The 24586-nt window shown below is 72.3% G+C and carries 23 protein-coding genes and 1 tRNA gene; 15 read left to right on the top strand and 9 right to left on the bottom strand.

Annotation, left to right across the window (positions count from 1 at the left end; translation table 11 throughout):
- Nucleotides 1-371 precede the first annotated feature (371 nt).
- From HNR68_RS04690 to HNR68_RS04720, 7 genes are all read left to right on the top strand, one after another.
- The gene (locus HNR68_RS04690) at nucleotides 372-1322 is read left to right on the top strand and encodes a ribonucleotide-diphosphate reductase subunit beta (RefSeq protein ID WP_179717987.1); all 951 of its coding nucleotides are present in this window, start codon (nucleotides 372-374) and stop codon (nucleotides 1320-1322) included.
- A 60-nt stretch (nucleotides 1323-1382) separates the two neighbouring features.
- Nucleotides 1383-4076: an aldehyde dehydrogenase family protein gene (locus HNR68_RS04695; RefSeq protein ID WP_179717989.1), complete on the top strand. Its 2694-nt coding sequence runs from the start codon at nucleotides 1383-1385 to the stop codon at nucleotides 4074-4076.
- Nucleotides 4069-5739: a thiamine pyrophosphate-binding protein gene (locus tag HNR68_RS04700; RefSeq protein ID WP_179717992.1), complete on the top strand. Its 1671-nt coding sequence runs from the start codon at nucleotides 4069-4071 to the stop codon at nucleotides 5737-5739. The genes HNR68_RS04695 and HNR68_RS04700 overlap by 8 nt, the downstream gene beginning before the upstream one ends.
- Before the next feature lie 18 nt (nucleotides 5740-5757).
- Nucleotides 5758-7020 carry a beta-ketoacyl-ACP synthase II gene (gene fabF, locus HNR68_RS04705; protein WP_179717995.1) on the top strand — a complete coding sequence of 421 codons (1263 nt, stop codon included), beginning with the start codon at nucleotides 5758-5760 and terminating at the stop codon, nucleotides 7018-7020.
- Nucleotides 7021-7023: 3 nt separating this feature from the next.
- Entirely contained in the window at nucleotides 7024-7722 is a 699-nt protein-coding gene (gene fabG / locus HNR68_RS04710; protein WP_179717997.1) for a 3-oxoacyl-ACP reductase FabG, read from the top strand.
- A gap of 50 nt (nucleotides 7723-7772) precedes the next feature.
- Nucleotides 7773-8540 (top strand): enoyl-ACP reductase FabI, encoded by a 768-nt coding sequence (fabI, locus tag HNR68_RS04715; protein WP_179717999.1) that lies wholly within the window; start codon nucleotides 7773-7775, stop codon nucleotides 8538-8540.
- Nucleotides 8541-9492: 952 nt separating this feature from the next.
- Nucleotides 9493-9678: a MerR family DNA-binding transcriptional regulator gene (locus HNR68_RS04720; RefSeq protein ID WP_179718001.1), complete on the top strand. Its 186-nt coding sequence runs from the start codon at nucleotides 9493-9495 to the stop codon at nucleotides 9676-9678.
- Between the two features lie 472 nt (nucleotides 9679-10150).
- Here HNR68_RS04720 and HNR68_RS04725 read toward each other — a convergent pair whose 3' ends face one another.
- Nucleotides 10151-10750, bottom strand: coding sequence for a DUF4232 domain-containing protein (locus HNR68_RS04725; protein ID WP_179718003.1), 600 nt, complete (start codon nucleotides 10748-10750; stop codon nucleotides 10151-10153).
- Nucleotides 10751-11034: 284 nt separating this feature from the next.
- Here HNR68_RS04725 and HNR68_RS04730 point away from each other — a divergent pair.
- The 3 genes from HNR68_RS04730 to HNR68_RS04740 all read left to right on the top strand — a co-directional run bounded on the left by HNR68_RS04730 (nucleotide 11035) and on the right by HNR68_RS04740 (nucleotide 13710).
- Nucleotides 11035-11110 (top strand) — tRNA-Lys (locus HNR68_RS04730).
- Between the two features lie 1386 nt (nucleotides 11111-12496).
- Nucleotides 12497-13123, top strand: coding sequence for a ClpP family protease (locus HNR68_RS04735; protein WP_179718005.1), 627 nt, complete (start codon nucleotides 12497-12499; stop codon nucleotides 13121-13123).
- Nucleotides 13120-13710 (top strand): ClpP family protease, encoded by a 591-nt coding sequence (locus tag HNR68_RS04740; RefSeq protein ID WP_179718007.1) that lies wholly within the window; start codon nucleotides 13120-13122, stop codon nucleotides 13708-13710. Before HNR68_RS04735 ends, HNR68_RS04740 begins: the two co-directional genes overlap by 4 nt.
- On the opposite strand, the gene HNR68_RS04745 is transcribed toward HNR68_RS04740, so the two are convergent.
- The 3 genes from HNR68_RS04745 to HNR68_RS04755 form a co-directional block, all read right to left on the bottom strand.
- Entirely contained in the window at nucleotides 13711-14055 is a 345-nt protein-coding gene (locus HNR68_RS04745) for a helix-turn-helix domain-containing protein (protein ID WP_179718009.1), read from the bottom strand.
- Between the two features lie 283 nt (nucleotides 14056-14338).
- The gene (locus HNR68_RS04750; protein WP_179718011.1) at nucleotides 14339-16207 is read right to left on the bottom strand and encodes an N-acetylmuramoyl-L-alanine amidase; all 1869 of its coding nucleotides are present in this window, start codon (nucleotides 16205-16207) and stop codon (nucleotides 14339-14341) included.
- Between the two features lie 280 nt (nucleotides 16208-16487).
- Nucleotides 16488-17030 (bottom strand): flavoprotein, encoded by a 543-nt coding sequence (locus tag HNR68_RS04755; RefSeq protein WP_343049940.1) that lies wholly within the window; start codon nucleotides 17028-17030, stop codon nucleotides 16488-16490.
- 91 nt (nucleotides 17031-17121) lie between these two features.
- On the opposite strand from HNR68_RS04755, the gene HNR68_RS04760 reads away from it, so the two are divergent.
- Complete coding sequence (locus HNR68_RS04760; RefSeq protein ID WP_179718015.1) at nucleotides 17122-17670, top strand: GNAT family N-acetyltransferase; 549 nt, start codon at nucleotides 17122-17124, stop codon at nucleotides 17668-17670.
- A gap of 24 nt (nucleotides 17671-17694) precedes the next feature.
- Here the strand turns inward: HNR68_RS04760 and HNR68_RS04765 are convergent, their stop codons facing one another.
- Together HNR68_RS04765 and HNR68_RS04770 are read right to left on the bottom strand one after the other, a co-directional pair.
- Nucleotides 17695-18618, bottom strand: a complete 924-nt coding sequence (locus HNR68_RS04765) for an LLM class flavin-dependent oxidoreductase (protein WP_179718018.1) — start codon at nucleotides 18616-18618, stop codon at nucleotides 17695-17697.
- 54 nt (nucleotides 18619-18672) lie between these two features.
- The gene (locus HNR68_RS04770; RefSeq protein ID WP_179718021.1) at nucleotides 18673-19218 is read right to left on the bottom strand and encodes a chorismate mutase; all 546 of its coding nucleotides are present in this window, start codon (nucleotides 19216-19218) and stop codon (nucleotides 18673-18675) included.
- Between the two features lie 96 nt (nucleotides 19219-19314).
- Between HNR68_RS04770 and HNR68_RS04775 the strand changes: the two genes are divergently transcribed.
- Nucleotides 19315-19863 (top strand): phosphatase PAP2 family protein, encoded by a 549-nt coding sequence (locus HNR68_RS04775; RefSeq protein ID WP_179718023.1) that lies wholly within the window; start codon nucleotides 19315-19317, stop codon nucleotides 19861-19863.
- Here the strand turns inward: HNR68_RS04775 and HNR68_RS04780 are convergent.
- Together HNR68_RS04780 and HNR68_RS04785 are read right to left on the bottom strand one after the other, a co-directional pair.
- A complete protein-coding gene (locus HNR68_RS04780) occupies nucleotides 19775-20602 on the bottom strand; it encodes a Rossmann-fold NAD(P)-binding domain-containing protein (protein WP_179718026.1) in 828 nt (275 codons plus the stop codon). The two genes, HNR68_RS04775 and HNR68_RS04780, sit on opposite strands and share 89 nt — an antisense overlap.
- Nucleotides 20599-21033 carry a nuclear transport factor 2 family protein gene (locus HNR68_RS04785; protein WP_343049941.1) on the bottom strand — a complete coding sequence of 145 codons (435 nt, stop codon included), beginning with the start codon at nucleotides 21031-21033 and terminating at the stop codon, nucleotides 20599-20601. The genes HNR68_RS04780 and HNR68_RS04785 overlap by 4 nt, the downstream gene beginning before the upstream one ends.
- A 102-nt stretch (nucleotides 21034-21135) precedes the next feature.
- Here HNR68_RS04785 and HNR68_RS04790 point away from each other — a divergent pair, with 102 nt between their 5' ends.
- Entirely contained in the window at nucleotides 21136-21945 is an 810-nt protein-coding gene (locus HNR68_RS04790; protein ID WP_179718028.1) for an MmyB family transcriptional regulator, read from the top strand.
- 57 nt (nucleotides 21946-22002) lie between these two features.
- Nucleotides 22003-23532 (top strand): S1 family serine peptidase, encoded by a 1530-nt coding sequence (locus HNR68_RS04795; RefSeq protein ID WP_179718029.1) that lies wholly within the window; start codon nucleotides 22003-22005, stop codon nucleotides 23530-23532.
- Nucleotides 23533-23555: 23 nt separating this feature from the next.
- On the opposite strand, the gene HNR68_RS04800 is transcribed toward HNR68_RS04795, so the two are convergent.
- Complete coding sequence (locus HNR68_RS04800) at nucleotides 23556-24176, bottom strand: YigZ family protein (protein ID WP_179718031.1); 621 nt, start codon at nucleotides 24174-24176, stop codon at nucleotides 23556-23558.
- 152 nt (nucleotides 24177-24328) lie between these two features.
- Between HNR68_RS04800 and HNR68_RS04805 the strand changes: the two genes are divergently transcribed.
- Nucleotides 24329-24526 carry a KOW motif-containing protein gene (locus HNR68_RS04805; protein ID WP_179718033.1) on the top strand — a complete coding sequence of 66 codons (198 nt, stop codon included), beginning with the start codon at nucleotides 24329-24331 and terminating at the stop codon, nucleotides 24524-24526.
- The last annotated feature ends 60 nt before the right edge of the window (nucleotides 24527-24586 follow it).

Genomic DNA, 24586 nt, shown 5'->3' on the forward strand with positions numbered 1-24586 from the left:
CCTCCAGTTGGCGCGGAACGCTATGGCTGCACACCTGCACTGTCAAGGAAAGTCCGGTCGATTGCTGTCATGGTCAGAGCGAGGTAGTCCGTTCGGCCGAGCACGTGGCCAGTTCTGGACAAACCGGTGGACTGCGCACTGGTCGAGCGTCGACATTGGGTCATCCCGCTTGACCCGATCAGCGGTTCTTGGTTCACTGTGGTCGCTCCGCGATCACTCTCCGCAATCAGGAGCCGCTTCAGTCTCACTTCCCTGCGCCAGCTGGGTCATCGCTGTGCGCAGGTCCTCGATCGCAGTCCTGTGGTGCCTGCGTGCCGTGCTGTCGTCGCGGTTCACGCCGGCCCCGACCCGAAGTGGCCGTGAGGAACGAGATGAGCCGTTGGACTCCGTTGTTGATGGACGAGGTGTCGCTGAGCGAGATGCCGAAGCTCCCGGTGAGCGAGGTGATGCGGCACGCGCACCTGGTCGCCGAGCAGAGGCTGAAGCCCAAGGAGCTGTACGAGAGGTGGGAACGCCAGCAGTGGTCCGCAGTGGACATCCCGCTGGAGCAGGACCGGCACAACTTCGACACCGTGCTCAAACCCGGCTTGCGCAAGATCGTCGCCGGGTCGATCGCGACGTTCATCATCGGTGAGTACACCGGGCTGGACATGCTGGGGCCGATCATCACCGGCTCGCCCGACGAGCAGTACTCGGTCTTCCTCGGCACCCAGATCGCCGACGAGACCCGGCACACCCACCTCGTCTTCCGGCTCGGCGAGGAGATCCTCGGCATGGACGCCGACCCGAAGAAGATGCTCGTCGACAGCTGGCAGATCACCGCGCCCGCGCACCGCGAGCTGAGCCTGCTGGAGGCCGGCCTGGTCAGCGACCTGCAGCAGCGTCCGCTGGACTACGCCCGGTGGCTGCGCGCGGTCACCCTCTTCCACATGATCACCGAGGGCGTGCTCGCCCTGGTCGGGCAGCGGGTCCTGGTCCAGACGCTGCGCGACCTCGACCTGCTCGACGGCATCAAGACCGCGTTCACCGCGATGTGCCGGGACGAGTCCCGCCACGTCGGGTTCGGCATGCACGCGCTGCGCACGGGTGTCCAGGAAGGACACCACGACGACATCTGCGAGGTGCTGGAGAAGGCGGTCCCGCTGGCCCTGCGCATCGACGAGGAGACCGCGGGCGCCCCGAGCGCCGGGCTGCGCCAGATGAGCATCGACATCCTGCGCAGGCACATGAAGCTGATCGGCATCGACGAGAAGTTCCAGGACCACCTGGTCCAGCACTCGGTGCGGACCGCGGACCTCGCGCGCACGGGCGCGGAGAGCTGACCCGCCGTCGCACCCGACACCCAACGGTTCTCGTCCACGGGACTAGGAAGGCGTAGTTGCATGGGGGATCATCGACGAGGCGGGCTGATCACCAACGACGGTGTGGTCACCCGCGACCAGGTCGCCTGGGACGCCGCACTGCTGGCCTCACGGCTGCGCGGCAGAGGGGTCCGGCCCGGCGACCGCGTGCTGCTGTCGGCGGACAACTCCGCCGAGTTCGTGGTGGCGCTGCTGGCGCTCATCGCGGTGGACGCCTCGATCGTGCTGATCGACCACCGCCAGTCCGCGAAGGAGCACAGCCGGGTCGCCGCGCACGCGAGGGCGCGGTGGCTGCTGTGCGACGACAACGTGCTGCCCGACGACTCCGGCGTCGAAGCCGTGCCGCTCAGCGGCGTGCTCAGCGGGATGCGCACGCCCCAGCCGGCCGACGCGTTCGCCGACGTCAAGGAGGCGCTGTCCTTCGACGCCTGGTACCGGCGGGAGGACGGGCTCGTGCTGTGGTCCTCGGGCACCACCGGCACGCCGAAGGGCATCGTCCGCTCCGGCGGTGCGGTGCGCGCCAACATCGAGCGCACCCAGCGCCGCATGCAGTACGTCGCCGACGACGTGCTGATGCCGCTGCTGCCGTTCTCGCACCAGTACGGGCTGTCCATCATCCTGCTGTGGTGGTGGACGGAGTTCACGCTGGTGGTGGGCTCCTCGGCGCGGCTGGACCGCGCGCTCGACCGGATCACCGAGCACGGCGTGACGGTGGTCGACGCGACCCCGTCCAGCTACGACGCGATGCTGGCCATCTACGACAAGCGCAACCGCTACCACGGTGCGCTGGGCAGCGTGCGGATGTGGTGCGTCGGCGGCGCACCGCTGTCGGCCCGGCTGGCCGGGCGGTTCCGCACCGTCATGGGCAAGCCGCTGCTGGACGGCTACGGCAGCAGCGAAGCGGGCAACATCGCGCTCGCGGTCGGCGACGACCCGCATGGCGTCGGGCAGGCGCTGGACGGCATCGAGATCGAGATCGTCGACCCGAAGGGCAACCCGGTGCCGACCGGGCAGAAGGGCGAGATCGTGGTCCGCACGCCGGACTACATGACCGCTCTGCTCGGTCCGGACGGCGAGCTGGTGCCGGTCGAGGACCGCGACTACCGCACCAACGACCTCGGCTGGCTCGACGAGCACGGCAACCTCACGGTGGTGGGCCGCAAGCAGGCGGTGCACCGGCTCGGCCACACCATCTACCCGGACGCGCTGGTCGAGAAGGTGGAGCGCTGCGGGTGCCAGGTGCGCGTGGTGCCGTTCGACAACGAGCGCCTGGGCAGCGAGCTGGTGTTCGTGGTGGCCGACGAGCAGGGGCGTGAGGCGCGCTACTGGCGGCACCGGTTCACCGCCGAGCTGGCCGACTACGAGCTGCCGAACCGCGTCGTCGTGGTGCCGGAGTTCCCGCTCAACCTCAACGGGAAGGTCGACACCGAGGCGCTGCGCGAGATCGCCCGCGGCGGCGGCACCAACGCCAGCAAGCTGCTGGTGCCGTACCCGGAGCGGTTGCAGGCGCTGCGCAACGTCGTGGACTTCCTGCAGACGCACCGCACCGAGGTGCACGAGCTGCTCACCGAGCTGGAGCACCACGCGACCGCCAACGGCGAGATCGACCTGTGCATCCGGACCCTGGAGGGCGCGCAGGACGAGGTGCTGCGGTACCAGCCCAGGGCGGTGGGGAGCACGGCGGTGTTCATGCCGTCGAACATCCCGCTGTACGCCTACGTGCTCTACCTGCTGGTGCCGAGCCTGTACTCCGGCGAGGTCCACTTCCGCGCCTCCAGCAAGATCGCGGACCTGACCCGCAAGCTGCACGCGCTGCTCGCGGACGTGCACGGGCTGCCGATCCACGAGCGCTCGGTGGCGCAGCGCGAGTTCATCGCCGGCCCGGTGGACGCCTCCGAGGTCATCGTGTTCACCGGCACCTACCACAACGCGGAGAAGGTCCGGCAGCAGTTGCGGTCCGACCAGCTCTTCGTGTTCTTCGGCCAGGGCGTGAACCCGTTCATCGTCGGGCCGGACGCGGACCTGCGCAGCGCCATCCCGGCGCTCATCGACGTGCGGATGATCAACTCCGGGCAGGACTGCTTCGGCCCGGACCGGATCTTCGTGCACGAGTCGATCGCGGACGTGTTCGTGCCCGCGCTGTGCCACTACGTGGGCAAGCTCCGCCACGGCGACAACCGGGACGTCACCAGCGACTACGGGTCGATGTACTACCTGGAGGCGTTCGCCGACTCCTTCGACTACCTGCGCCGCAACTCCGAGCACATCGTCTCGGGCGGCGAGGTCAGCATCATGGACATGCACCTGCGCCCGACGGTGCTGGACCTGCCGCTGGACCCGAAGGCGCCGGCGCACGAGATGTTCGCGCCGATCTTCAACGTGGTGCGCTACTCCACCGAGGAGGAGCTGCTGTCGGTGCTGAACTCGCCGTTCTACATCGACCGCGCGATGGGCGCGACGGTCTACGGCGACATGCCGAACGTGGTGGAGTTCCTCCGGAAGCGGCACTGCGTGACCGTCAACAGCACGCTGGTGGACCACGACGACGGCAACAAGCCGTTCGGCGGCCGGGGCATCGTCGCCAACTACGCGGCGCTCGGCACCAAGCGCGTCGCCGAGCCGCTGCTGCTGTCCAAGGCGGTGGCCGACTACCTCGGCACGCTGTCGTCGGCGGCGCGCGAGCGCGAGCTGATCGGTGCGGGCGACCATGTCTGACCACGTGGAAGGGGCCTGGGCGGCGGTCCTGGAGGTGTTGCGGCAGCACGGGGTCCGCACGCTGTTCGGCCTGCCCGGTGACGACCTGGAACTGCTGTCGGCGCTGGAGCGCGCGGCCGAGCCGCCGCGGCTGGTGCTGTGCCGGGACCAGCGCAACGCGCTGTTCATGGCCACCGGCCAGGCCCTGCACACCGGGTCGGTGGCGGTCGCGGTCATCGGCAAGGGCCCGGCGGTCACCAACGCCACCACCGGGCTGCTGGAGGCGACGTGCTCCCGCGCCCCGGTGGTCCTGGTCGGCGCGGGCACCGACGTCAAGCACCGCGGTGCCCGCGCGTTCCAGGAGCTCGACCAGGTCTCCGCGCTCGCACCGCTGACGAAGTGGGCGCACCGGGTCGACCACCCCGACCGGCTGGTCCCGGCGCTGCGCCGGGCCCTGCTGGTCGCGACGCAGGGCGCGCCCGGCCCGGTGTACCTGGAAGTGCCGGACCACCTGCTCACCGCCGAGGTCCTGGTGCGCGGTGCCGGGCCGGTGGTGTCCGGGCCGACCGGGTCGGCGGTGGTGCCGGAGCCGGTGCGGGCGTCCCGGCGGCCGCTGCTGCTGGTCGGTGGCGGCATGCGGCACCGCAACGGCGACCGTGTCGTGGAGCGGCTGGCCGAGCGCCTCGGCGCGGCGGTGTTCAGCACGGCCTCGGGTCGCGGCGCGGTGGACGAGGACCACCCGCACTTCCTCGGCCTGTCCGGCCTGTACGCCGCACCGGCGACCGCACCGCTGTGGTCCACAGTGGACTGCGTGGTGAGTCTCGGCAGCCGGCTGGAGGAGACGGCCACGTTCGGCTGGCCGGAGCCCATCGGCGACTCGGTGCCGGTGGTCCAGCTCAACGTGGACGGTGCGGAGTTCTCCGCCGACTTCTCCGGACCGTGCCTCACCGGGGACGCGGCCGCGACCGTCGAGCACTGGCTGGCCGGCGACCTCGGCACCGCGGCGAGCCGTGCGGAGTGGGCCGGGCTGGTGACCAGCACCCGGCAGCGGGTGCTCGCCGACCACCGGGCGGAGCTCGCGCGGCTGGCCGGGTCGGACGAGCCGCTGCGCGTCCCGGAGGTGCTCGCCGCCGTGCAGCGGACGGTGCCCGCAGACCGGGTCCTGGTGCAGGAGAACGGCTTGCAGGACATGTGGTCCTACTTCTTCCCGAACTACCGCTGCGGCCGGGACGGCGGTTCCGTGGTGCCCTCCGAGCAGACCAGCCTCGGCTTCGGGGCGGCCGCGGCGGCCGGGGTCAAGGTCGCCGACCCGCACCGGCCGGTGCTCGCCCTGGTCGGCGACGGCGCGTTCACCCTGTTCTCCAGCGACCTCCGCACGCTGGTGCAGGAGCGGATCGGCGTCTGCTACCTGGTGCTGCGCAACGGCGGCTACGGCTGGTTGCAGCAGCAGGCCGAGCAGCACGACCCACCGCTGAGCGGGTTCTGCTTCACCCGCGACGAAGGGCCGCTGGTGCGCACCCCCGGGGTGCACCACGCGGTGGTGCAACGGCGCGACGCCCTGGTCGCGGCCCTGTCCGAGGCGGTGCGGGTGGCCGCCGACGGCACGCCGAGCGTGGTCGAGGTCCCGGTCTCCCTCGACGACTCCGCGCTGCGGCCGGACGGCGACTTCGGCACCGCCCACTGACTGACGAGGAGCAAACCCATGGTTTCCGAGAACATCCGGCGCTCGCGCCGTCGCGTGGTGGTCACCGGGTTCGGTGCGGTCACCCCGGTCGGGCTGACCTTCGACGCCACCTGGGAGGCGTTCCTGGCCGGCCGCAGCGGGGTGGCCGAGATCAGCACGTTCGACACCTCCGACCTGCCCACCTCGATCGCCGGGCAGGTCAAGGACTTCGACCCCACGGTGCACATGCCGCGCACCATCGCGCGGCGGATGGACAGCTACGCGCAGTACGCCATGGCCGCGGCCGTGCAGGCGCAGCAGATGGCGAAGCTGGAGATCGACGAGGACGACGCCGACCGGGTCGGCGTGCTGATCGGCAGCGGCTACGGCGCGGTCAACTCGATCGACGGCTTCTCCGTGACGATCCGGCAGAAGGGGCCGCGCGCGATCAGCCCGTACGCCCCGATCACCGGCGCGATCGACAGCGCCGCCGGTGAGATCAGCATGGCGCTCGGCGCGCAGGGCCCGAGCCGGGCGATCAGCAGCGCGTGCGCCACCGGCACCGACGCGCTGGGCGAGGCGGCGCGCTGGATCCAGTTCGGCGTGGCCGACGCGGTCGTCGTCGGGGGCGCGGACAACTGCGTCACCCGGGTCGACCTGGCGGGCAGCGGGAACGCGCGGGCGCTGTCCCGCCGGGTCGACGCCCCGCAGGAGGCGTCCCGCCCGTTCGACGAGGACCGGGACGGCTTCGTGATGAGCGCCGGCGCGGGCGTGCTGGTGCTGGAGGAGGCCGAGCGGGCGCAGGAGCGCGGCGCCACCATCCTGGCCGAGGTACTCGGCTACGGCTGCTCGTCCGACGCCTACCACTGGACGGCCCCGCAGCCCGAAGGGCGCGGCGCCAAGCGCGCGATGCGCGCCGCGCTCACCGACGCCGGCATCGAGCCGGACCAGGTGGACCACGTCAACGCGCACGGCACCAGCACCAAGCTCAACGACGCCTCCGAGGTCGCCTCGCTGCGCGAGGTCCTCGGCGAGCGGGTCACGCAGATCCCGGTCTGCTCCATCAAGTCGATGACCGGGCACATGATCGGCGCCGCCGGTGCGGTGGAGGCGATCACCGCGGTGCAGACGATCCGGACCGGCATCGTGCCGCCGACGATCAACTGCCACCGCCCGCTGGCCGACGACATCAACTTCGTGCCGCACGAGCCGCAGCAGCACGACGTGCGCGTGGTGATGAGCAACTCGTTCGGCTTCGGCGGGCACAACGCGGTGGTCGTGCTCGGCGCGTGGGACGGGTGAGCGATGGCGGTGCTCGTGACCGGCGGGAACCGGGGCATCGGCCTGGCGATCGCGCGGGAGTTCCAGGACGCGGGTGAGGCGGTCGCGGTGACCCACCGCGGCCCGGAGGCCCCGAGCGGGATGTTCGGCGTGCGCTGCGACGTGACCGACGCCGAGCAGGTCGACGCCGCCTTCGACGAGGCGGAAGCCGAGCTGGGCCCGATCACCACGGTGGTGGCCAACGCGGGCATCACCGACGACCAGCTGCTGCTGCGCATGGACGAGGAACAGTTCACCAGGGTGGTCGACACCAACCTCACCGGCGCCTACCGGGTCGCCAAGCGCGGCGCGCGGACCATGCTGCGCCAGCGGCGCGGTCGGCTGGTGTTCGTGTCGTCGGTGGTCGGGTTCCGCGGCGAGGCCGGGCAGGCCAACTACGCCGCGAGCAAGGCCGGGCTGCTCGGGCTGGCGCGGTCGCTGGCCCGCGAGCTCGGCTCGCGCGGCATCACGGCCAACGTGGTGGCCCCGGGCCTGATCACCACCGACATGACCGACGCCCTGCCCGAGGCGCGCAAGAAGCAGATCCTCGACGGCGTCCCGCTGGGCCGCTGCGGTGAGCCGGCCGAGGTGGCGGCCGTGGTGCGCTGGCTGGCGTCGGACCAGGCCGGGTACGTCACCGGGGCGCTCATCCCGGTCGACGGCGGCGCCGGCATGGGGCACTGATCCACCGGCCCGGCGCTTGCCGGGCTCGTCAACTCGCAGAGGAGGAGCGCGTGCCTGGTTTGCTCGCGGGCAAGCAGGTCCTGATCACCGGGGTCCTCACGGAGTCCTCGATCGCCTTCCACGCGGCCAAGGTCGCGCAGGAGCAGGGGGCGCAGGTGGTGCTGACCGGCTACGGCCGGCTCAGCCTGGTGCGGCGCATCGCGAACCGGCTGCCGGACCCGCCGCCGGTGATCGAGCTCGACGTCACCGACCAGCAGATGCTCGACGGGCTCGACGCGCAGCTGCGCGAGCACGTCGACGGCCTCGACGGGGTCCTGCACTCGATCGCCTTCGCACCGCGGTCCTGCCTCGGCGAGGGCTTCCTCGAGGCCCCGTGGCAGGACGTGGCGACCGCGGTGGAGGTGTCGGCCTACTCGCTGAAGTCGCTGGCGGTCGCGTGCCGCCCGCTGCTGCGTCCGGGCAGTGCGCTGGTCGGTGTGGACTTCGACGCCCGGGTGGCCTGGCCCGGCTACGACTGGATGGGCGTGGCCAAGGCCGCGCTGGAGTCGACCACCCGGTACCTGGCCCGCGAGCTCGGCCCGGAAGGGGTGCGGGTGAACCTGGTGGCGGCGGGGCCGCTGCGCACGGTGGCGGCCCGGTCCATCGGCGGGCCGGACGACGTGGAGCAGGCGTGGAAGGAGCGGGCTCCGCTGGGCTGGGACAGCAGCGACCCGGAACCGGTGGGTCGGACCATCTGCGCGTTGCTCTCCGACTGGTTGCCGGTGACGACGGGGTCGATGGTGCTGGCCGACGGCGGGTTCCACGCCGTGGGGCCGTGAACCGGTCCCTGGTGCACGCGGTCTCGGTGGGGATCGGGCGTCCGATCCGCTGTGGAGTCACGGCGGTCCACTGTGGACGTCGCGCGGAACGGTCCGTGGATGTGCGGTGGGGGCGGCCGGTCGGCTTTGCGGGGAGGGGAGCAGCGCCGACCGGCCCGCAGGGCCCGCCCGCATCGTCGGGGGCGCGGTCGCGGCCGGGCCGGGATCGGAGAACCCGCCGGTCTGGTGGGGAGTGAGCGACGTCAGAGGCGGCGGAGCGCGTCGAGGACTCGACGTGGGAGCTCGACCGGTGGCACTGCGGTCGGAGACGCGTCCGGAGTGGACTGTGGCGTCGGTTCGTCTGGTGTGGACGGTGGTGGACCGGTTCGTGGTTCGCGGAGTCGGTGTCGCCCGGTTGGGTTCGCGTCGTCGTTCGGTTTCGACGTCCTCGATGAGCTACCACGCGGGGACCGCGCCGTCGCGTCCCCCGGCGTGCTGCGGGCCGGAGGTGCCGCAGCAGAGCGCGAACAGGTAGCAGACGGCACCGCTGACGATCATGATGATGCCGGGCAGTGCGGTCGCGATCTCAGGCGCTCCCCTCGGTCGACGGGGTCCGCAGTCGGTGGGCCCGCGGCGCAGGAACGGGTGAGCCGTAGCTGAGGCAGATCAACGCCGCGGCGTGGCTGGCCCTCTCGCGCCGTTCGAGGGCGTCGATCGCCATGCCCCCGGTGTCGGCGAGGAACCGCGCACACCCCGCCCCGGCCACCCGGCACACCTACCAACGCCGCCCCCGACCACCACGAACGGATACGACGCCGTCCCCGCGTGGACGTCGTCCTGCAAGAGCGCTGCTGTCATGCGGTCTCCCAAATCAGACAGTCGAGACAAACGAGACCGATGGAACGGAGACGCATGATCGAGATAGACGGGTATTCTGGTCGACATCCGCTCGATCGGGTCATACGGTCTAGACGTGGCAGACGAGACCCCCGGTTGTTTGACAACCGGTCAGGTGGCCAAGCGTCTGGGCATCTCTCCCCGGACGCTGGCGCGCTACGTCCGCGAAGGCTTGCTGAAACCGTCGCTCACCCTGCCCACCGGCCACCACCGCTGGCTCTGGGACGACGTCCTCAACCAGCTCAAGCAACAACGCGACTGAGCCACCCCGAGCTCACCCGCACCGCCTCCCGATCGAGCGACCCAGACGAGGCGGAGGGCGCCTTTCACCAACCGGGTTGGCGAAAGGCGCCCTTCACTCCTCCCCCGATCCGGTCGCGCACCGAGCCGCACCCCAACCCGCGCGCAACCGCCCCGACGACCGTCACCCCACGACACCCTCAGACCTGCTCATGAGTGCGTAAACCGCCCCCAACCGGCCTCAGCGCTCACGACCCCCCACGCCCCTGCGCCGAACGCCCCTCGGTCGACTCTGCCTCGGCCCGGTTGTGGTCGTGAGTGCGAAAGCCGGTTGGAGGCGGCCTCAGCGCTCACGACTCCCGCATTGCTTGAGCCGGACACTCCCCGGTCGACTCCGCCTCGGCCTGGCTGTGGTCGTGAGTGCGAAAGCCGGTTGGAGGTGGCTTCAGCGCTCACGACCCCGGTGCCCCCCGTGGTCCCCCGAGCGGCGCTGGTCAGAAGACGGTGACGCCCTGGCCGGTGGGCTGGAAGGACCCGATCTGGACCGCGGTGACCGGGAACTCGGGGTAGCCGCCGGCGTTCGAGGGGGACGCGATGTGGGCGTTGGTGGTCCCCTCGCCGCCCGGCATCGAGGCCGAGAAGCCGGTGGCCACGCGGACGTTCGGGTCTTCCTTGCTCCCCAGCTCCAGCTGCACCCCGGCGAACGCGGTCTCACCCGGCTCGAGCCGGGTCGCGGTCGGCGCACCGGGCACCTCGACCTGCTCGGTCGGCACGTCGATCACCGAGCCCGTCATGTCGAGCGGCTTCAGGTCGGCCCAGCCGTCGACGGTGCAGGCCTCCTGCGAGCTGTTGACCGCGGTCAGCAGCAGGACACCGGGGCGCCCTGGCTGCGGGGTGAGCGTCACGTCGACGTCGTCGGCCGAGCACGCGGCCACCTGCTCCTGCGCGGCACCCCCGGGCTGGCCGGCCTGCCCGGTGAGCGCGTTGCCGCCCTGCTCAGGCGCGGCGATCCCCTGCCCGCACGCGGTGAGCAGCGCGACCCCGCCGGCGAGAGCGGCAACAGCGCCCAGTGCACGAGTCCGGTTGCGCTTCATGAACGGTTCCCCTCCGAGATCTGGTGTGTCGGCATCCCACGCCCTTCGCCCCTGAAGACGTCCACCCCCGCCCCCGGTTGCTCCGATCCGGCGAGGACGCTCACCACCTGCGAAGACACCACCGGTCACCCGAGCCTCTGGCCCGCACCGGAGTGGAAGCCTCACCGCGGACGAGCGTGGCGACGTGGATCCCCCACATCCCCAGCGCATGTGACCTTCATCGGAGCCCAGAACCGCCCACCAGTACCGCACAAGATCGTCTGGACCTTGTAACCTGAGCACGCGGGTCGTTAGCTCAACTGGCAGAGCAGCGGACTTTTAATCCGCGGGTTCAGGGTTCGATCCCCTGGCGACCCACCAAAACCCCAGGTCACAGACCTGGGGTTTCACGTTGGTGGGGGCCGGGCCACACCTTTCCCGCGCGGACCGGCCAGCGGCCGCTCCCCTGGCTGTCCACGGGATGGCTCGCCCTGCACTACGCGATACATGGGTGCCTGGCGGGTGCATTGCGATCAGTCGACTACCCGTCATTGCGGCAACCGAACCCATAAGGCTGCAGGAACCGAACTCCTTGGTCCTCCGGAAGACCTGACGGCATGGTCGTCTAACGAGCTGTCGATGGTGGCCTGGAAGCGTCATGTGTTACCGGCTCGACAGCCTTAGATGGGCACATGATCGCCGGTAGCAGGGCAACGGAAATTGCTCCGTCTGTCGGGCGGAGGTGAAACGGAACTCGGGTAGGCTCCGATGTAGCAAATGGACTGGCCAGTAGCTAGCATTCAACAGGTCTGCCCACCGTGGTTTGGCCACTTGGGGCAGGTGCAATAGAAGGCCCGGCCAGTGCCGAGAACACCGGCGGGGCCGCAGGTGGTGCTACTGGAAGGGCCACCAGCCCAAGTGGTCACGCAACCACTGGGCAACATGGGTGCGCACCTCTTGCCAGGCCGTCCAGAGAAGGAGCCGGATCCCTGCCCTGAGCAAGCTGCGGGTCCGGCTTTCTTCCTGAACGGGGTGCGACACCTTGCGGTGCCGTTTCCCGTGGGGAACGTAGGCCAATGCGGCCTCACCTCCTCCGTTGAGAGAGCGAGCTCCTTGTGACTCGCTCCGGGTCCGGAGTCGCCCCGACTCGACAGGGCCGGAGGAGGCAGGCGTATTGCCTAGTGCCCTCGCGGGCGGTAACCGAGTGGTTTCGGTTGATCAGAACGATACGGTCTTCGCACACAGCGACGCGAACGACAGCGCTGTGACAATTTGCACATAACACCGGATGCAGGTTGGTCGATCCGCGGCGTTTGTCGAGGTCAGCGCGCCGCGCTTCACGGGTTTCCGGGTCGCAATTGATCATTATCAGTGTGATGTCAGGCACACTAACGCAAGTATGGGTGGCCTGCCTGTGCAGTGACCGTCGGCCAGGTGTGCGGCTGAGGCCGGGCTGGTGGTCGCGGGCCGGCCTAGCCCTGCCTCGGCAGGGGTGTGGCACTGCTTCAAAGAGTTCGAATCGCGGTGCCCCTGCTTCGGTCGGCGCCTTCCATGTTGGGCCTCTTATTCCACCGAAGGCGACTGGACCTGCCGTCTGCGCGGAGCGTGGACGCTCGCAGTCAACCGGCGCGGTCGAAGCCCTGTGTCCGATGTGGACTGGAAAAGCCCAGTCCGAAGAGGACCGACCGGTTCCGCGCTGCTGTGAGCGGAACCGCTCACAGCGGAGTGAGCGGCCACGAGGGGCCGCGCGGGCGCATCGTCGGAGGCATGACGAACGACGAGAAGCAGCCGCTGTTCGACCACCGCATGCGGGAACGGTTCTTCAGCCAGCGCGTGCTGGTGCTCGACGGGCCGCTCGACGACGACAACGGGACCGTGCTCACCACCCAGCTGCTCTCCCTGGCCGGCGACGACCCCCGGAAGGACATCGCGCTGTGGATCCACTCGCCGGGCGGCTCGGTGCCCGCGATGCTGGCCATCCGGGACGTGATGCGGCTCGTGCCGTGCGACGTGGCCACGGTCGCGCTGGGCCTGGCGTGCAGCGCGGGGCAGTTCCTGCTGTCCGCGGGGACACCGGGCAAGCGGTTCGCGCTGCCGCACTCGCGCATCCTCATGCACCAGGGCTCGGCCGGGATCGGCGGGTCGGCGGTCGAGGTGGAGGTGCAGGCCGACGACCTGCGGCACACCCGCGACACCGTGCTCGGGCTCATCGCCGAGGACACCGGCCAGCCCCTCGAGCGGGTCTTCGCCGACTCGCTGCACGACCGCTGGTTCACCACCGAGCAAGCCCTCGACTACGGCTTCATCGACCACGTCGTGGAGCGCCTCGACCAGGTCCTGCCCGTCCGCACGCACCAGGTCGGCATCGGCTCGACGCAGGGAGGCGACGCATGAGCACCTACACCATCCCCAACGTCATCACGCGCAACGCCACCGGCGAGCGGATCATGGACGTCTACTCGCACCTGCTGTCGGAGCGGATCGTCTACCTCGGCACCGCGATCGACTCCGGGGTGGCCAACGCGCTCATCGCCCAGCTGCTGCACCTGGAGGCGGACAACCCGGACCGGGAGATCAACCTCTACATCAACTCCGAGGGCGGCGACCCGTCCGCGATGCTCGCGCTGTACGACACGATGACCTACATCAAGGCGCCGGTGGTCACCACGTGCGTGGGCCAGGCGGTGGCGGCCGGGGCGGTGCTGCTGGCCGCCGGCGAGGCGGGGCGCCGGTCCGTGCTGCCGCACACGCGGGTCGTGCTGCACCAGCCCGCGGCGCAGGGCCGCGGCTCGATCCCGGACCTCATCATCCAGGCCGACGAGGTGGTGCGGGTGCGCGCGCAGCTGGAGGAGATCCTGTCCGCGCACACCGGGCGCTCCGTGGAGGAGCTCCGGCACGACACCGACCGGGACCGGGTGTTCGACGCCCAGGGCGCGGTCGACTACGGGCTGGCGGACCGCGTCCTCGACCGTCGTCGGTGATCAGGCGGCCATGAGCACGGGGCCTGCCGGACGGCGCCCGACCGCGGGGCGCGCGCTGCGGGAGCGTCGCACCTGGCCGGCGAGGTCGGAGAGCAGGTCCGCCAGGTCGAGGTCCAGCGCGCCGGTCACCGCGGCGATCATCTCGCTCGACGGCTCCTTGCGCCCGCGCTCCACCTCCGACAGGTACTGCGGCGAGATCCCCGCCCGCTCGGCGACGTCGACGAGCCGACCGCCCCGTTCCTCCCGGACGGCGCGCAAGTGCCGCCCCAACACCTCGCGCCACAGCGGCTCCGGCTCGCGCTCCGGAGCAGTGCGCTCCTGCTCGAAGGGAAGGATGTCCGCCATGCCGGCCATCGTCGCACCGCACCCACGCCACCGACAGCGGTTCCGCTCCCAGCAGAAAGCCCACCCCACCCGACCAGGCGATGTCACGAGGTCCCGCACCAGCGTCGGCGCCCCGAGGACCTCAGGTCACGACACAGGAGGGACGGCCCGGAACTCCTCCTGAGGGCGCGGTGGACCGAGTCCGACGTGGACTGCGGAACCGGGGGCCGGCCCGCCCCGGAGAAGGAGAGAGCGGCGATGGCGGGGTCCGCCATCGCCGCTCCTCGACCGGGGTCCGACGCGATCAGGCCTTCTCGACGTCCGATTCCTTCACGTAGACCCAGCGGTGGTTGTAGGAGATCGGGACGTAGGTCTCGCCGCCGATGACCACCGTGTGGTTGTGCGGGTCGTCCGCGCCGTCGTAGCCGACGTGGTAGTCGATGCCGCGGCTCGCGCGCCCGGCCACGTACACCTGCCCCGCGGGCAGCTGGTACGGCAGCGGGTCGATCACCGTGGGATCGAGGCCCTCGGGGTAGTCGTCGGCACCCGGCGCCGCCATGCCGTAGGTCGGCACGCCATCACGCACCGGGGTCACCAGCTCGGCGTCGTCGGCCGGGGCGGTGTTCACCCCGTCCGGGTCACGCAGCCAGGCCTTCTTGCCGTCGAACCAGATCGCCAGCCAGTCGCCCCGGCGCTCCGCGACCGCGTACTGCCGGCCGACGGTGGCCTTGGCCGACCAGTCGTCGATGTTGGTGGTGCCGGGCGAGCCGTCCGGGTGCAGCGACGGCGTGCTGATGAGCGGGGCGTCGTCGCGCGGTTCGGTGTGCAGGTAGAGGAAGTTCGCGGGCTGCGAGGGCAGTTCGTGGCACTCCTCCTCCGGCGGGCACTCGGTCACCACCGGGGTGTTGGTGTCGAACCGGGGGAAGATGGTGACCACGTCGTCGCCGCCGGTGCCACCGTCCAGCGGGGCGCCGAGCAGGTTCATGTAGTGCGCCCAGTCCCAGTACGGGCCCGGGTCGTAGTGCTCGGTGCCCGCCTTCGCCGGCTTGTCCGCGCTGACCTCGTCGTGGCCGACGACGTGCTCGCGGTCCAGCGGGATGTCGTACTTGTCCGCGAGGTAGCGCACCAGCGCTGCCGAGGCGCGGTACATCTGCTCGGTGTACCAGGTGCCGCCGTCGTTGGCCCAGCCCTCGTGCTCGATGCCGATGGAGCGGATGTTGCGGTCCCAGCTGCCCGCGTGCCACGCCATGTCCTTGGTGGGCACCATCTGCGTGACCTGCCCGTCGGAGGAGCGGATCACGTAGTGCGAGGACGAGCCGGTGGTCGGGTCCTGGAAGGACGAGATCGTGGTCTGGTACGAGAGCTCGGTGTCGTGGATGACGATGGAGTCGATCCGGACGTCCTCCGGGCGTTCCGCGGTGTCGTAGTTGCCGTACCCGCCGGTGGGGTCCTCCGGGTCGGTCGGCGCGTAGGCCGCCGGGACGTACTGGCAGTCCAGCTCGGCCGGGCACTCCGGTTCGGGCTCGGCCGCGGTGGTGCGGACGTCCGCCAGGTCGGTGCCGGACAGGTCGCGGTTCGGGGTGACCGCGGGGATCTCGGCGAAGCCGACCCGCTGCCCGGTCGAGGTGGTGCGGACGCGACCGCGGTCGAGCACCTCGTACACCGAGTCCGCGAAGGACCGCGCGCCACTGGCCTTCGGGCTGCCGCTGAGCTCCGCGATGGCCGGGTACCAGTCACCGAAGTTCGTGGGCAGCTGGCCGCCGTTGAGCTGCTTGGCGCGTGCGGCCAGCAGCGCGGCACCGGCCCGGATGTTCTGCGCCGGGTCGCGCTTGACCTGCTCCGGCGGCAGGTCGACGAGCGCGGCGGCCTCGGTCAGCGTGTGCAGGCTGCGGTGGTCGGCGAACTTCCGCAGCTCGGGGTTCTCGCGGCGCAGCGCCTCGAGGTCGACGTCGGTGAGGTGCATCGGGCCGTAGCCGCCGGCCTTGCTCTGCTCGCCGTGGTGGTCTTCCCACCGGGTGAGCTGGTAGGAGGTGGCCAGCAGCAGCGGTGCGGGGACGCCGAACTCGGCGGCGGCGGTGTCGAAGGCGCGCTGCTCGGCGGTGTGGGGGTCGTCGGGAGCGCCGACCGCGGGCTGGATCGCGCCGGTCACCAGACCGGCCGCCGCAGCCACCACCAGTGCGGCCCTCCACCAGGGGAGTTTTCGGTTGTTCAAGGTTCCTGCTACCTCGCGGTTTCCTGCGCGGGTCGTCCGCAGTGCGGACCGGACTCCGGTGCGCCGCCGGGGAAGACGCCCGACCCGGGGCGAGCGGCGACGTCCAGCTGAGCCTACGCCGCGGCGTCGCAGCGCAACCGGTGATCGTGGAAATCCGTCCCCGAACCGTGGCCCGGTTGCGGCCGACGGGCGCAGTCACTCGTCCGTTCCACGCACCCGGGCCCGCGGACGGTTCACCGGCTCAGGGCGTGACGGCCTCGACCTCGTCGAGGACGCGCGACCACGGGATGCCCGGGGCCTTCCCGCTGCGCGGACCGTGCTCCGCGAACCGCTCGTCGAGCAGCAGGTGCACGCCCGCGGCCCGGAGGGTGTCCACATGGGACTGCCAAGCCGGGTGCCGCACCTGGGTGGCGTTGACCTTCGGGAACACCACCACCGGGAGGCCCGGCGTGCCGATGGCTTCGCCGAGCGTGGTGAGCGCCTGGTTGTCGGCGATGCCGAGCGCCAGCTTGACGACGGTGTTCCCGGTCGCCGGGCACACCAGGTAGCAGTCGATCTCCGGGTGCGGTCGGCCCGCACCGGGCAGTCGCGGCTCGACGCGGCAGGGCAGCCCGGTGACCTGCGAGATGCGCTCCACCTCGCCGGTCGCGCGCAGCCAGGTCCCGGCGGTCGGGGTGAGGGTCACCGCCACCCGCCACCCGCGGGCGAGGGCCGGTTCGACGAGCTCCGTCCGGAGGACCTCCACACCGCCCGCAGCGCAACCGATCACCCCGAGAGTCCGCACCGCCCCAGTATGCCGTTCGGCCGGCGCCCGGCCGGGGGTGCCCGTGCGCGATTCCCGCGCACGTCGACGCGCGCCGGGGCACCATCGGTGCATGCCGATCCTGTCCAGCCCCGAGCCGCTGTCCGGTGACCTCCTCGTCCGGCCCGCCGGCCCCGGCGAGGAAGAGGCCGTGCTCGACCTGCTGTCCGAGGCCGCTGCCTGGCTCCGCGACCGCGGCATCGCGCAGTGGCCGCCGCGCTTCCCGGTGGAGTCCGTCCAGGCGCAGATCGCAGCCGGCGAAGCCCTCCTGGTGGAACGGGAAGGCGCTCCCGTCGCCACCGTCGCGGTCGCCGAGGACGACGAGTTCTGGGGCCCGGGCGCCGAACCCGCGTACTACGTCTCGCGACTCGCGGTCGCCCGGCGCGCGAGCGGTGCCCGCCTCGGCCACCGGATCATCGACTGGGTGGAGGCGAAGGCGGCCGCTCGCGGCTGGCGCTACGTCCGCCTGGCCACCTCCCGCGACAACCCGGACCTGCGGCGCTACTACGAGGAAGTGGGCTTCCGGCACGTCGCCGACCCGCCGCACGCGCGCTGGCCCACGAGCCTCTACGAGCGCGAGGTCGGTGCGCGACACCGCGTCGGACCCGACAGTGCTGTGTAGACGTCCGAAGAGGACGGACAGCGATCAGCGATCCCCGTGGTGCCGATCCCCCGCGTCGCCAAGGGAACCCGCCTCCAGGATCCGCCGCGCCTCGCCGAGCAGTTCACAACCGCGGTGCCAGTCGCCGGACACCGCGACCGCCACCTTCTCCACGCCCGCCTCGGCGTAGGCGGCCAGCCGCTCGGCCACCTGCGCCGGAGTCCCGGCGACGACGCAGCGCCGCGCCTGCTCCACCGGCACCCCGTGGGACGCCGCCACCTCGCGCGCCAGTCCCTCGGCCAGCGTCGGGTCGGGGCGCGCGGTGAGCGCGCCCGGCACCGCGGCCGCGAGCCGGGGAGCGGGACGCCCGTGCTGGTCGGCGAGCTCGCGGAGCCGTGCCGCCGTGCTGCTCACCTCCTCCGGCGCGTGCAGGGCGGCGAACCAGCCGTCCCCGAAGCGGGCCGCCCGGCGCAGCGCCGCACCGGACGAGCCGCCGACCCACAGCGGCGGCGCGGGCACCGGCGGAGCGAGCTGGACGGTCGGGCCGCCCGGCAGCTCCGTCGGCTCCCCGGCCAGCAGCGCGGGCAGGAGCTGCAGGAACTCGTCGGTGCGGGCACCGCGCGTGGCCGGGTCCGCGCCGGCACCGGCGAAGCCGCTGCCGTGCTCGCCGACGCCGATGCCCAGGTGCAGCCGGTCACCGCCGGTGAGGTGCTGCAGGGTCGCGATCTGCTTGGCCGCGACGACGTGCGGCCGCAGCGCGGGCAGGTACACCGCGAACCCGATGTCGAGGCACTCCGTCACCGCCGCCGCGGTCGCCAGGGCCAGCATCCCGTCCAGCACCGCGACCCCGTCGGCGAGGTGGTCGCCGCACCACACCGAGTCGAGTTCGACGTCCACCGCGTGGTAGGCGGCCTCCCGGACCTCCGCGCCCGGCGGGTCCGGCAGGTAGATCCCGATGTCGATGGTCATCCGCTGCTCCCGTGGACTGCTGCCCACAGGATCGGACTTCGAGCGCGCTGCAGGTCAAGCGCGGCAGAGCGACGGGACCGCCCGCGCCAGCCCCGCCGTGTGCACCGGGTCCAGCCGCAGCTCGTGCCGGGTCCGGACGAAGGTGCTCGCCAGTCGGCCGTCGCAGGACGGGTGCTCGCGCAGCTGCTCGGTGTCGCGCAGCTCGCGCAGGACCTCGTCGTTGAGGCGGTCGATGACCGGCCGCACCTCGCCCAGGTCGGGGCGCTCGGTGGGCTGCTCGTCGGGGTGCGCGGCCCAGTGGCTGTGCAGGGCCCGCTGCACGACCTTGCTCGCCTCGATCTGGTCGCGGAAGACCCGCTTCGCCTCCTCGGGGTCCAGGCCCAGCTCGACGGCCTCGCGCGCCACCGAGTCGAGCACCTGCTGCTCGCGGGCCGGGTCCTCGATCGGCTGGTCGGTGCCCCACTTGGCGGCCGCGACCTGGTCGGAGGTCGCGACGCGTTCGGCGGCCGCGTGCAGCAGCGGGTCGAGCGAGGCGGGGTCGGCGTGCGCCGGGGTGGCGAGCGCGACGACGACGGCACCGGTGACGAGCAGCGACCGCACGGCGGCACCTCCAACGGGGGAACGACGGGCCGCGCAGCAGTATTGCCCACCGCGCGTCCCGGGGCCAGCGTCCGTTCCGCCGGTAGTCTCGGCCTGGTGCTGTGGGACCTCAGCGCGGAGGCGTACCGCGCGATCGTGAGCTGGGCGGCCGCGACCCCGCCGTGGGTGCACGCCTCCGCGCTGGTCGCCACCCAGGGCCTGCTCGCGCTGCTGGTCGCGCTGACCCTGCTGTCGTGGTGGCGCGCGGGACGCCGACCCGCGCAGCTGGTGCCGCTGCTGGCCGGCGTCCTCGGCTGGGTGCTCGCCGGACTCGTCAAGGACGTGTTCCAGCAACCGCGCCCGTGCGCTTCCGCGCTGCTCGACACGATCGAGGCGTGCGCGGACGTCAGCCGCTGGTCCCTGCCCAGCGGTCACTCGGCGGCCGCCGCAGCGCTCGCGGTCGCCCTGGCGCTGCAGTGGCGGCGGATCGCGGTGCTCGCCGCCGTGCTCGCCGTCCTGGCGGGTTTCACCCGGGTCTTCATCGGGGTGCACTACCCGCACGACGTGCTCGCCGGGTTCACCGTGGGCGCGGTGGTGGCGGTGGTGTGCACTCGGCTCGGTGCGCGCGCACGAACGCGCGGAACGACCGCGCCGGACGCCCGGTGAGGTCCGGGACGGTCGAGGTGACCAGGTCCTCGGACCCGGCGCGGATGTCGACGTCCACGGCGGCCAGCGCGGCGGCGCAGTCCGCGGGCAGCCCGGCGGCGAACTGCCGGGCCCGCTCGTCCGGGGTGACGTCGACGTGCCGCACCGGCCGCCCGGTGACCTCGCTGATCACCGCCGCGGCCTCGGCGTAGCTCAGCGCCTCCGGCCCGGTGAGCAGCAGTTCCCCGGTGACGTCCGAGGCGAGCACCGCGTCGGCGACGGCAGCGATGTCGGCGGCGTCGATCCAGCCCAGCCGGCCGTTGCCGGTGGCGGTGCGGAGCACGCCGCGCTCCCGCAGGTCCACCGCGACCGGGTGCCGGCCGGTGAAGTTCTGCATGAACCCCGACGGGCGCAGCACGGCGGAGCCCGGCAGCGCGGCCACGCGCTCGCACAGCTCGGTGTGCCCGGGGACCACCGCCAGCGCCCCGAGCAGCACCACCCGCCGCCCTCCCGCGGCCCGCAGGAACGGCTCGACCAGCGGCACCGGGTCCAGCACCCCGACCGGCGGCACCAGGTACACCTGCTCGGCACCCGCCAGCGCGGGCCCGTGCGTGCGCGGGTCGGACCAGTCGAAGCGCACGTGGTCGGGCTCGGCGGCGGGGTGCCTGCTGGCGATGCGCACCGGGACGCCGCGCTCGCGCAGCAGCGCCGCGAGCGCACGGCCGGTCTTGCCGGTGCCGCCGGTGACCAGCACGGTCATGCCCGCGCCTCCGCGGTCAGCGCCTCCGCCAGCTGCCGGACGGTGCCCGACGCCCGGGCCGCCCGCACCGGGCTCCAGTAGTCGCGCAGCTCGGCGACCAGACCGTCGCGCACCACGAGCACCCAGGCGTAGCGCATCTCGTACGCCTCCCCGGTCGCCACGGTCCGCCCGTGCGCGGTCAACTCGACGACGAGCGTCGACGGGTCGGTGGTCCGGTGCACCAGGACCGACGGGAACCCGGTGATGTCCATCCGCTCCGGGTAGTCGGCCAGGTAGGCGCGCACCTCCTCCCGCCCGGTCAGCCGCGCCGGGGTCACCTCGGCGAACGGGAACTCGACGGTGCAGTCCGGGGCGAACAGGTCGGTGAACGCGTCCATGTCCTTGGCCAGCAGCAGCTCCGTGCCGCGCTGGAACAGTTCTTCGGCTTCCACGCGGTCCAGGCTCCCGCCGCGGCTCGGCCGCGGGCAGGGCCGCGGTTGCCCCGGACCAGCGGTCCGTGGCTGGGAGGTCCGGGGGCGTGCCAGTCTGGTCCGGTGAACAAGCGCGAGCTGGCCGAGTTCCTGCGCCGCCGCCGGGAGGCGCGGCGACCTGAGGAGGTCGGTCTTGCAGTGAACGGTCGCCGCCGCACGCCGGGGCTGCGCCGCGAGGAGGTCGCCTGGCTGGCGGGGGTGTCGGCGAACTACTACGAGCGCCTGGAACAGGCGCGCGCCCCGCGCCCGTCCACGCAGGTCCTCACCGCGCTGAGCAGGGCGTTGCGGCTGACCGAGGCGGAGAGCGAGCACCTGACCCGGCTCGCCGGGCAGGCCCCTCCGGTGCGCGACGAGCCGGTGCCGGACGGCGTGCTGCGCCTGCTGGACCGGCTGGGGCCGGTCCCGGCGTACGTGCTCGACGAGCGCTACGACGTCGTCGCGTGGAACGCGCTGGCCGCCAGCCTGGTCGCGGACGTCGCCGCGGTCCCGCCCGCGGAACGCAACGTGCTGCGCATGGCGATGCGCGAGCGCCGGTGCTCCTCCCACGGTGACGAGTTCGCCCGGCACGCCGCGGCGGACCTCCGCCGCGCCGCCGCCCGCCACCCGGAGGACCGGCGGCTCGCCGAGCTGGCCCGCGAGTTCGCCGAGCACAACGCGGGTTTCGCGGAGTCGTGGACCGACCACGAGGTGCGGCCCCGGCCCACCGTGCGCAAGCACATCGACCACCCGCACCTCGGCGGCCTCGACCTGGAGGTGCAGGTCCTGCACGCCCCGACCAGCGCCCACCGCCTGGTCTTCCTCACCGCGGAACCGGGGACGCCCACCCACGACGTCCTGACCCGGCACCACCTCGCGGCGAGCGGAGGTTCGTAGCCAAGCTGTGACGCGGTGATCGACGGCCGCGGACACGGGCCGCGCAGGGTGGGCTCCATGCGAAACCGATCTCTGCTGTTGGCCGCCGTGCTCGCGCTGGCCGCACCCCTGGTGGGCGCCGTGCCCGCGCAGGCCGTCGTGGGCGGCACCGAGTCGACCGAGCCCTACCCGTTCATGGGCTCCTTCCAGCCCTCGTTCCCCAGGTCACCGCACCCGGACGGGCACGGGTGCGGGGTGATGGTCCTCGACCCGCAGTGGGTGCTGACGGCCAGCCACTGCGCGGGTCGGAACCCGACCGACGCGAAGGTGGGCGTGCCACGCGGCTGGCAGGTGCGCATCGGCTCGCTGGACACCGGCGACGGCGGCGAGGTCGCCGAGGTCGACCACTACTACCGCCTGGCCACCAGCGACGACGAGGGCGGCTTCTGGGGCAAGGACCTGGCGCTGATGCACCTGCGGACCCCGGTGCGGGCCGAGCCGGTCCGGATCGCCTCGGCCACCCCGCCGGAAGGCACCCCGGTGCGGATCATGGGGTGGGGGATGACCTGCGAGAGCAGCGCCAACCCCGAGTGCTTCACCACCAGGCTGCGGGAGGCCGACACCGAGGTGCAGCCCGCCTCGGCGTGCCGGGAGCTCGCCGACGGGGAGCTGTGCATCGGCAGCCGCGACGGCAGCGTCGCGTCGAGCAACATGGACTCCGGCGGCCCCGCCCTGGTCCGCGACGGTGACGAGTGGAAGCTCGTCGGTGTGGTCAGCGGCCCCAGCGGGGAGAACGCGCCGACGCTGTTCACCGACGTGACCAGGCACGTCGACTGGATCAACGGCATCATCAGCGGCACCGCCGTGCCGCCGGACGACGAGATCGAGGACGTCTCGGGCGCGGTGACGATGGACGGCTGCGTGGGGTCGGTGGTCCGCACCCCCGCCGCGCGCCCGGAGGACCCGGCGCTGCTGCTGACCAACGGCCACTGCGTGGAGGGGGAGCGGCCCGCGCCCGGCAGCGCGCTGGTGGACCGGCCCGCCGACCAGGAGGTCCCCATCGCCGACCGGCAGGGCTACCCGCAGACCTACGCGCGGGCGAACCGGCTGGTGTACGCGACGATGACCGGCACCGACATCGCGCTCTACCGCCTGGACAAGACCTACGGGCAGCTGGCCGAGGAGGGCGCGCGGGTCTTCGACCTCGCCACCGAACCGGTGCGCGCCGGTGAGCCGCTGACCATGGCCTACACCAGCCAGCGGTTCCACTGCACCGCCGAGGCCGTGGTCCCGCACCTGCGCGAGGGCGGCTACCAGCAGGACGACGCGATCCGCTACGCCACCACGGAGGAGTGCGCCCCGTGGCCGGGCACGTCCGGTTCGGCGCTGCTGGCCGCGGACGGCCACACGGTGGTGGGCGTGCACAACACCCACAACCGCGACGGCGGGCAGTGCACCGAGAACAACCCCTGCGAGGTGGGGCCGGACGGGAGCGTGACCGCCGTGCAGGGCCGCGCGTACGGGCAGCAGGTCCACCAGGTCGCGGCCTGCCTCGCCGAGGGTTCCGAGCTGGACCTGTCCCGGCCGGGCTGCACCCTCCCGAAGTGACCGTCGGCGCCGGGACCCGCCCGTCAGGGGTGGGTCTCGGCGTAGGTGAGCTCGCCGAGCACGGCCTCCGCGGTGCCGCCGGTGATCTCCGCCAGCCAGGTGCGGAAGGACTCCACCTCGGGCACCGGGACGTGGACGTGGAACCGCACCACGTCCTGGTACTCGGTGTCCACCACCTGGTACCCGGCGGACCGCAGCTCGTTGTCCAGCTTCCCGGCCACCAGGTAGTCCACCGAGGTCGTCACCGTCCGCACCGGGCGGCGCTCGACCGTGCCGACGTGCTCCAGCGCGGCGGACACCGCGCCGCTGTAGGCGCGCACCAGACCCCCGGCACCGAGCAGCACCCCGCCGAAGTACCTGGTCACGACCGCGACCACGTTGGTGATCTCGTGGTGGCGCAGCACTTCCAGCATCGGCACCCCGGCGGTGCCCGCCGGCTCGCCGTCGTCGCTGGACTTCTGCACCTCGCCCAGGTCGCCGAGCACGAAGGCCGAGCAGTGGTGGCGCGCGTCGTGGTGCAGCTTGCGCCGCTGCTGGACGAACTCCCGCGCCTCGGCCTCGTCGGTCACCCGCGCCAGCGCGCACAGGAAGCGGGACTTCTTCACCTCCAGCTCGTGCTCGCCGGACTGCTTGATGGTGCGCATCCGTCCCCTTCGGCAGGTGGCGTTCCTCACGGCCCCGCAGGGCTGCTCCTGCCATCCTCGCATTGCAGCAACGGTGCAGGTCAGTGCGGTACGACGACGATCGGGGGATGGCGATTTCCGTTGCGGCCCGCCGGCACGTAACGTCCCCCCTCATGGAGCAGTCCTCGAACCCGTTTGAACCAGGCGCCCGGGTCCGCGCCACGTTCGGCCGGTTCCGCGACAAGGTCGGCACGGTGGTGGAGACCGCCACCGGTCTCCCCGATGTCTTCGACGGTCCCGTGCTGTGGGTGCGCTTCGACGACTCGGAGGAACCCGGGCTGGTCGCGGGCCGCTTCCTCGAAGCCGCCTAGACCCGGCGAGCGGGCGGCCGCAGTCCCGACCGGGGCTGCGCCCCAGCACCCGACACGCCC

It is taken from the genome of Saccharopolyspora hordei (genome assembly GCF_013410345.1).
Lineage (GTDB): Bacteria > Actinomycetota > Actinomycetes > Mycobacteriales > Pseudonocardiaceae > Saccharopolyspora > Saccharopolyspora hordei.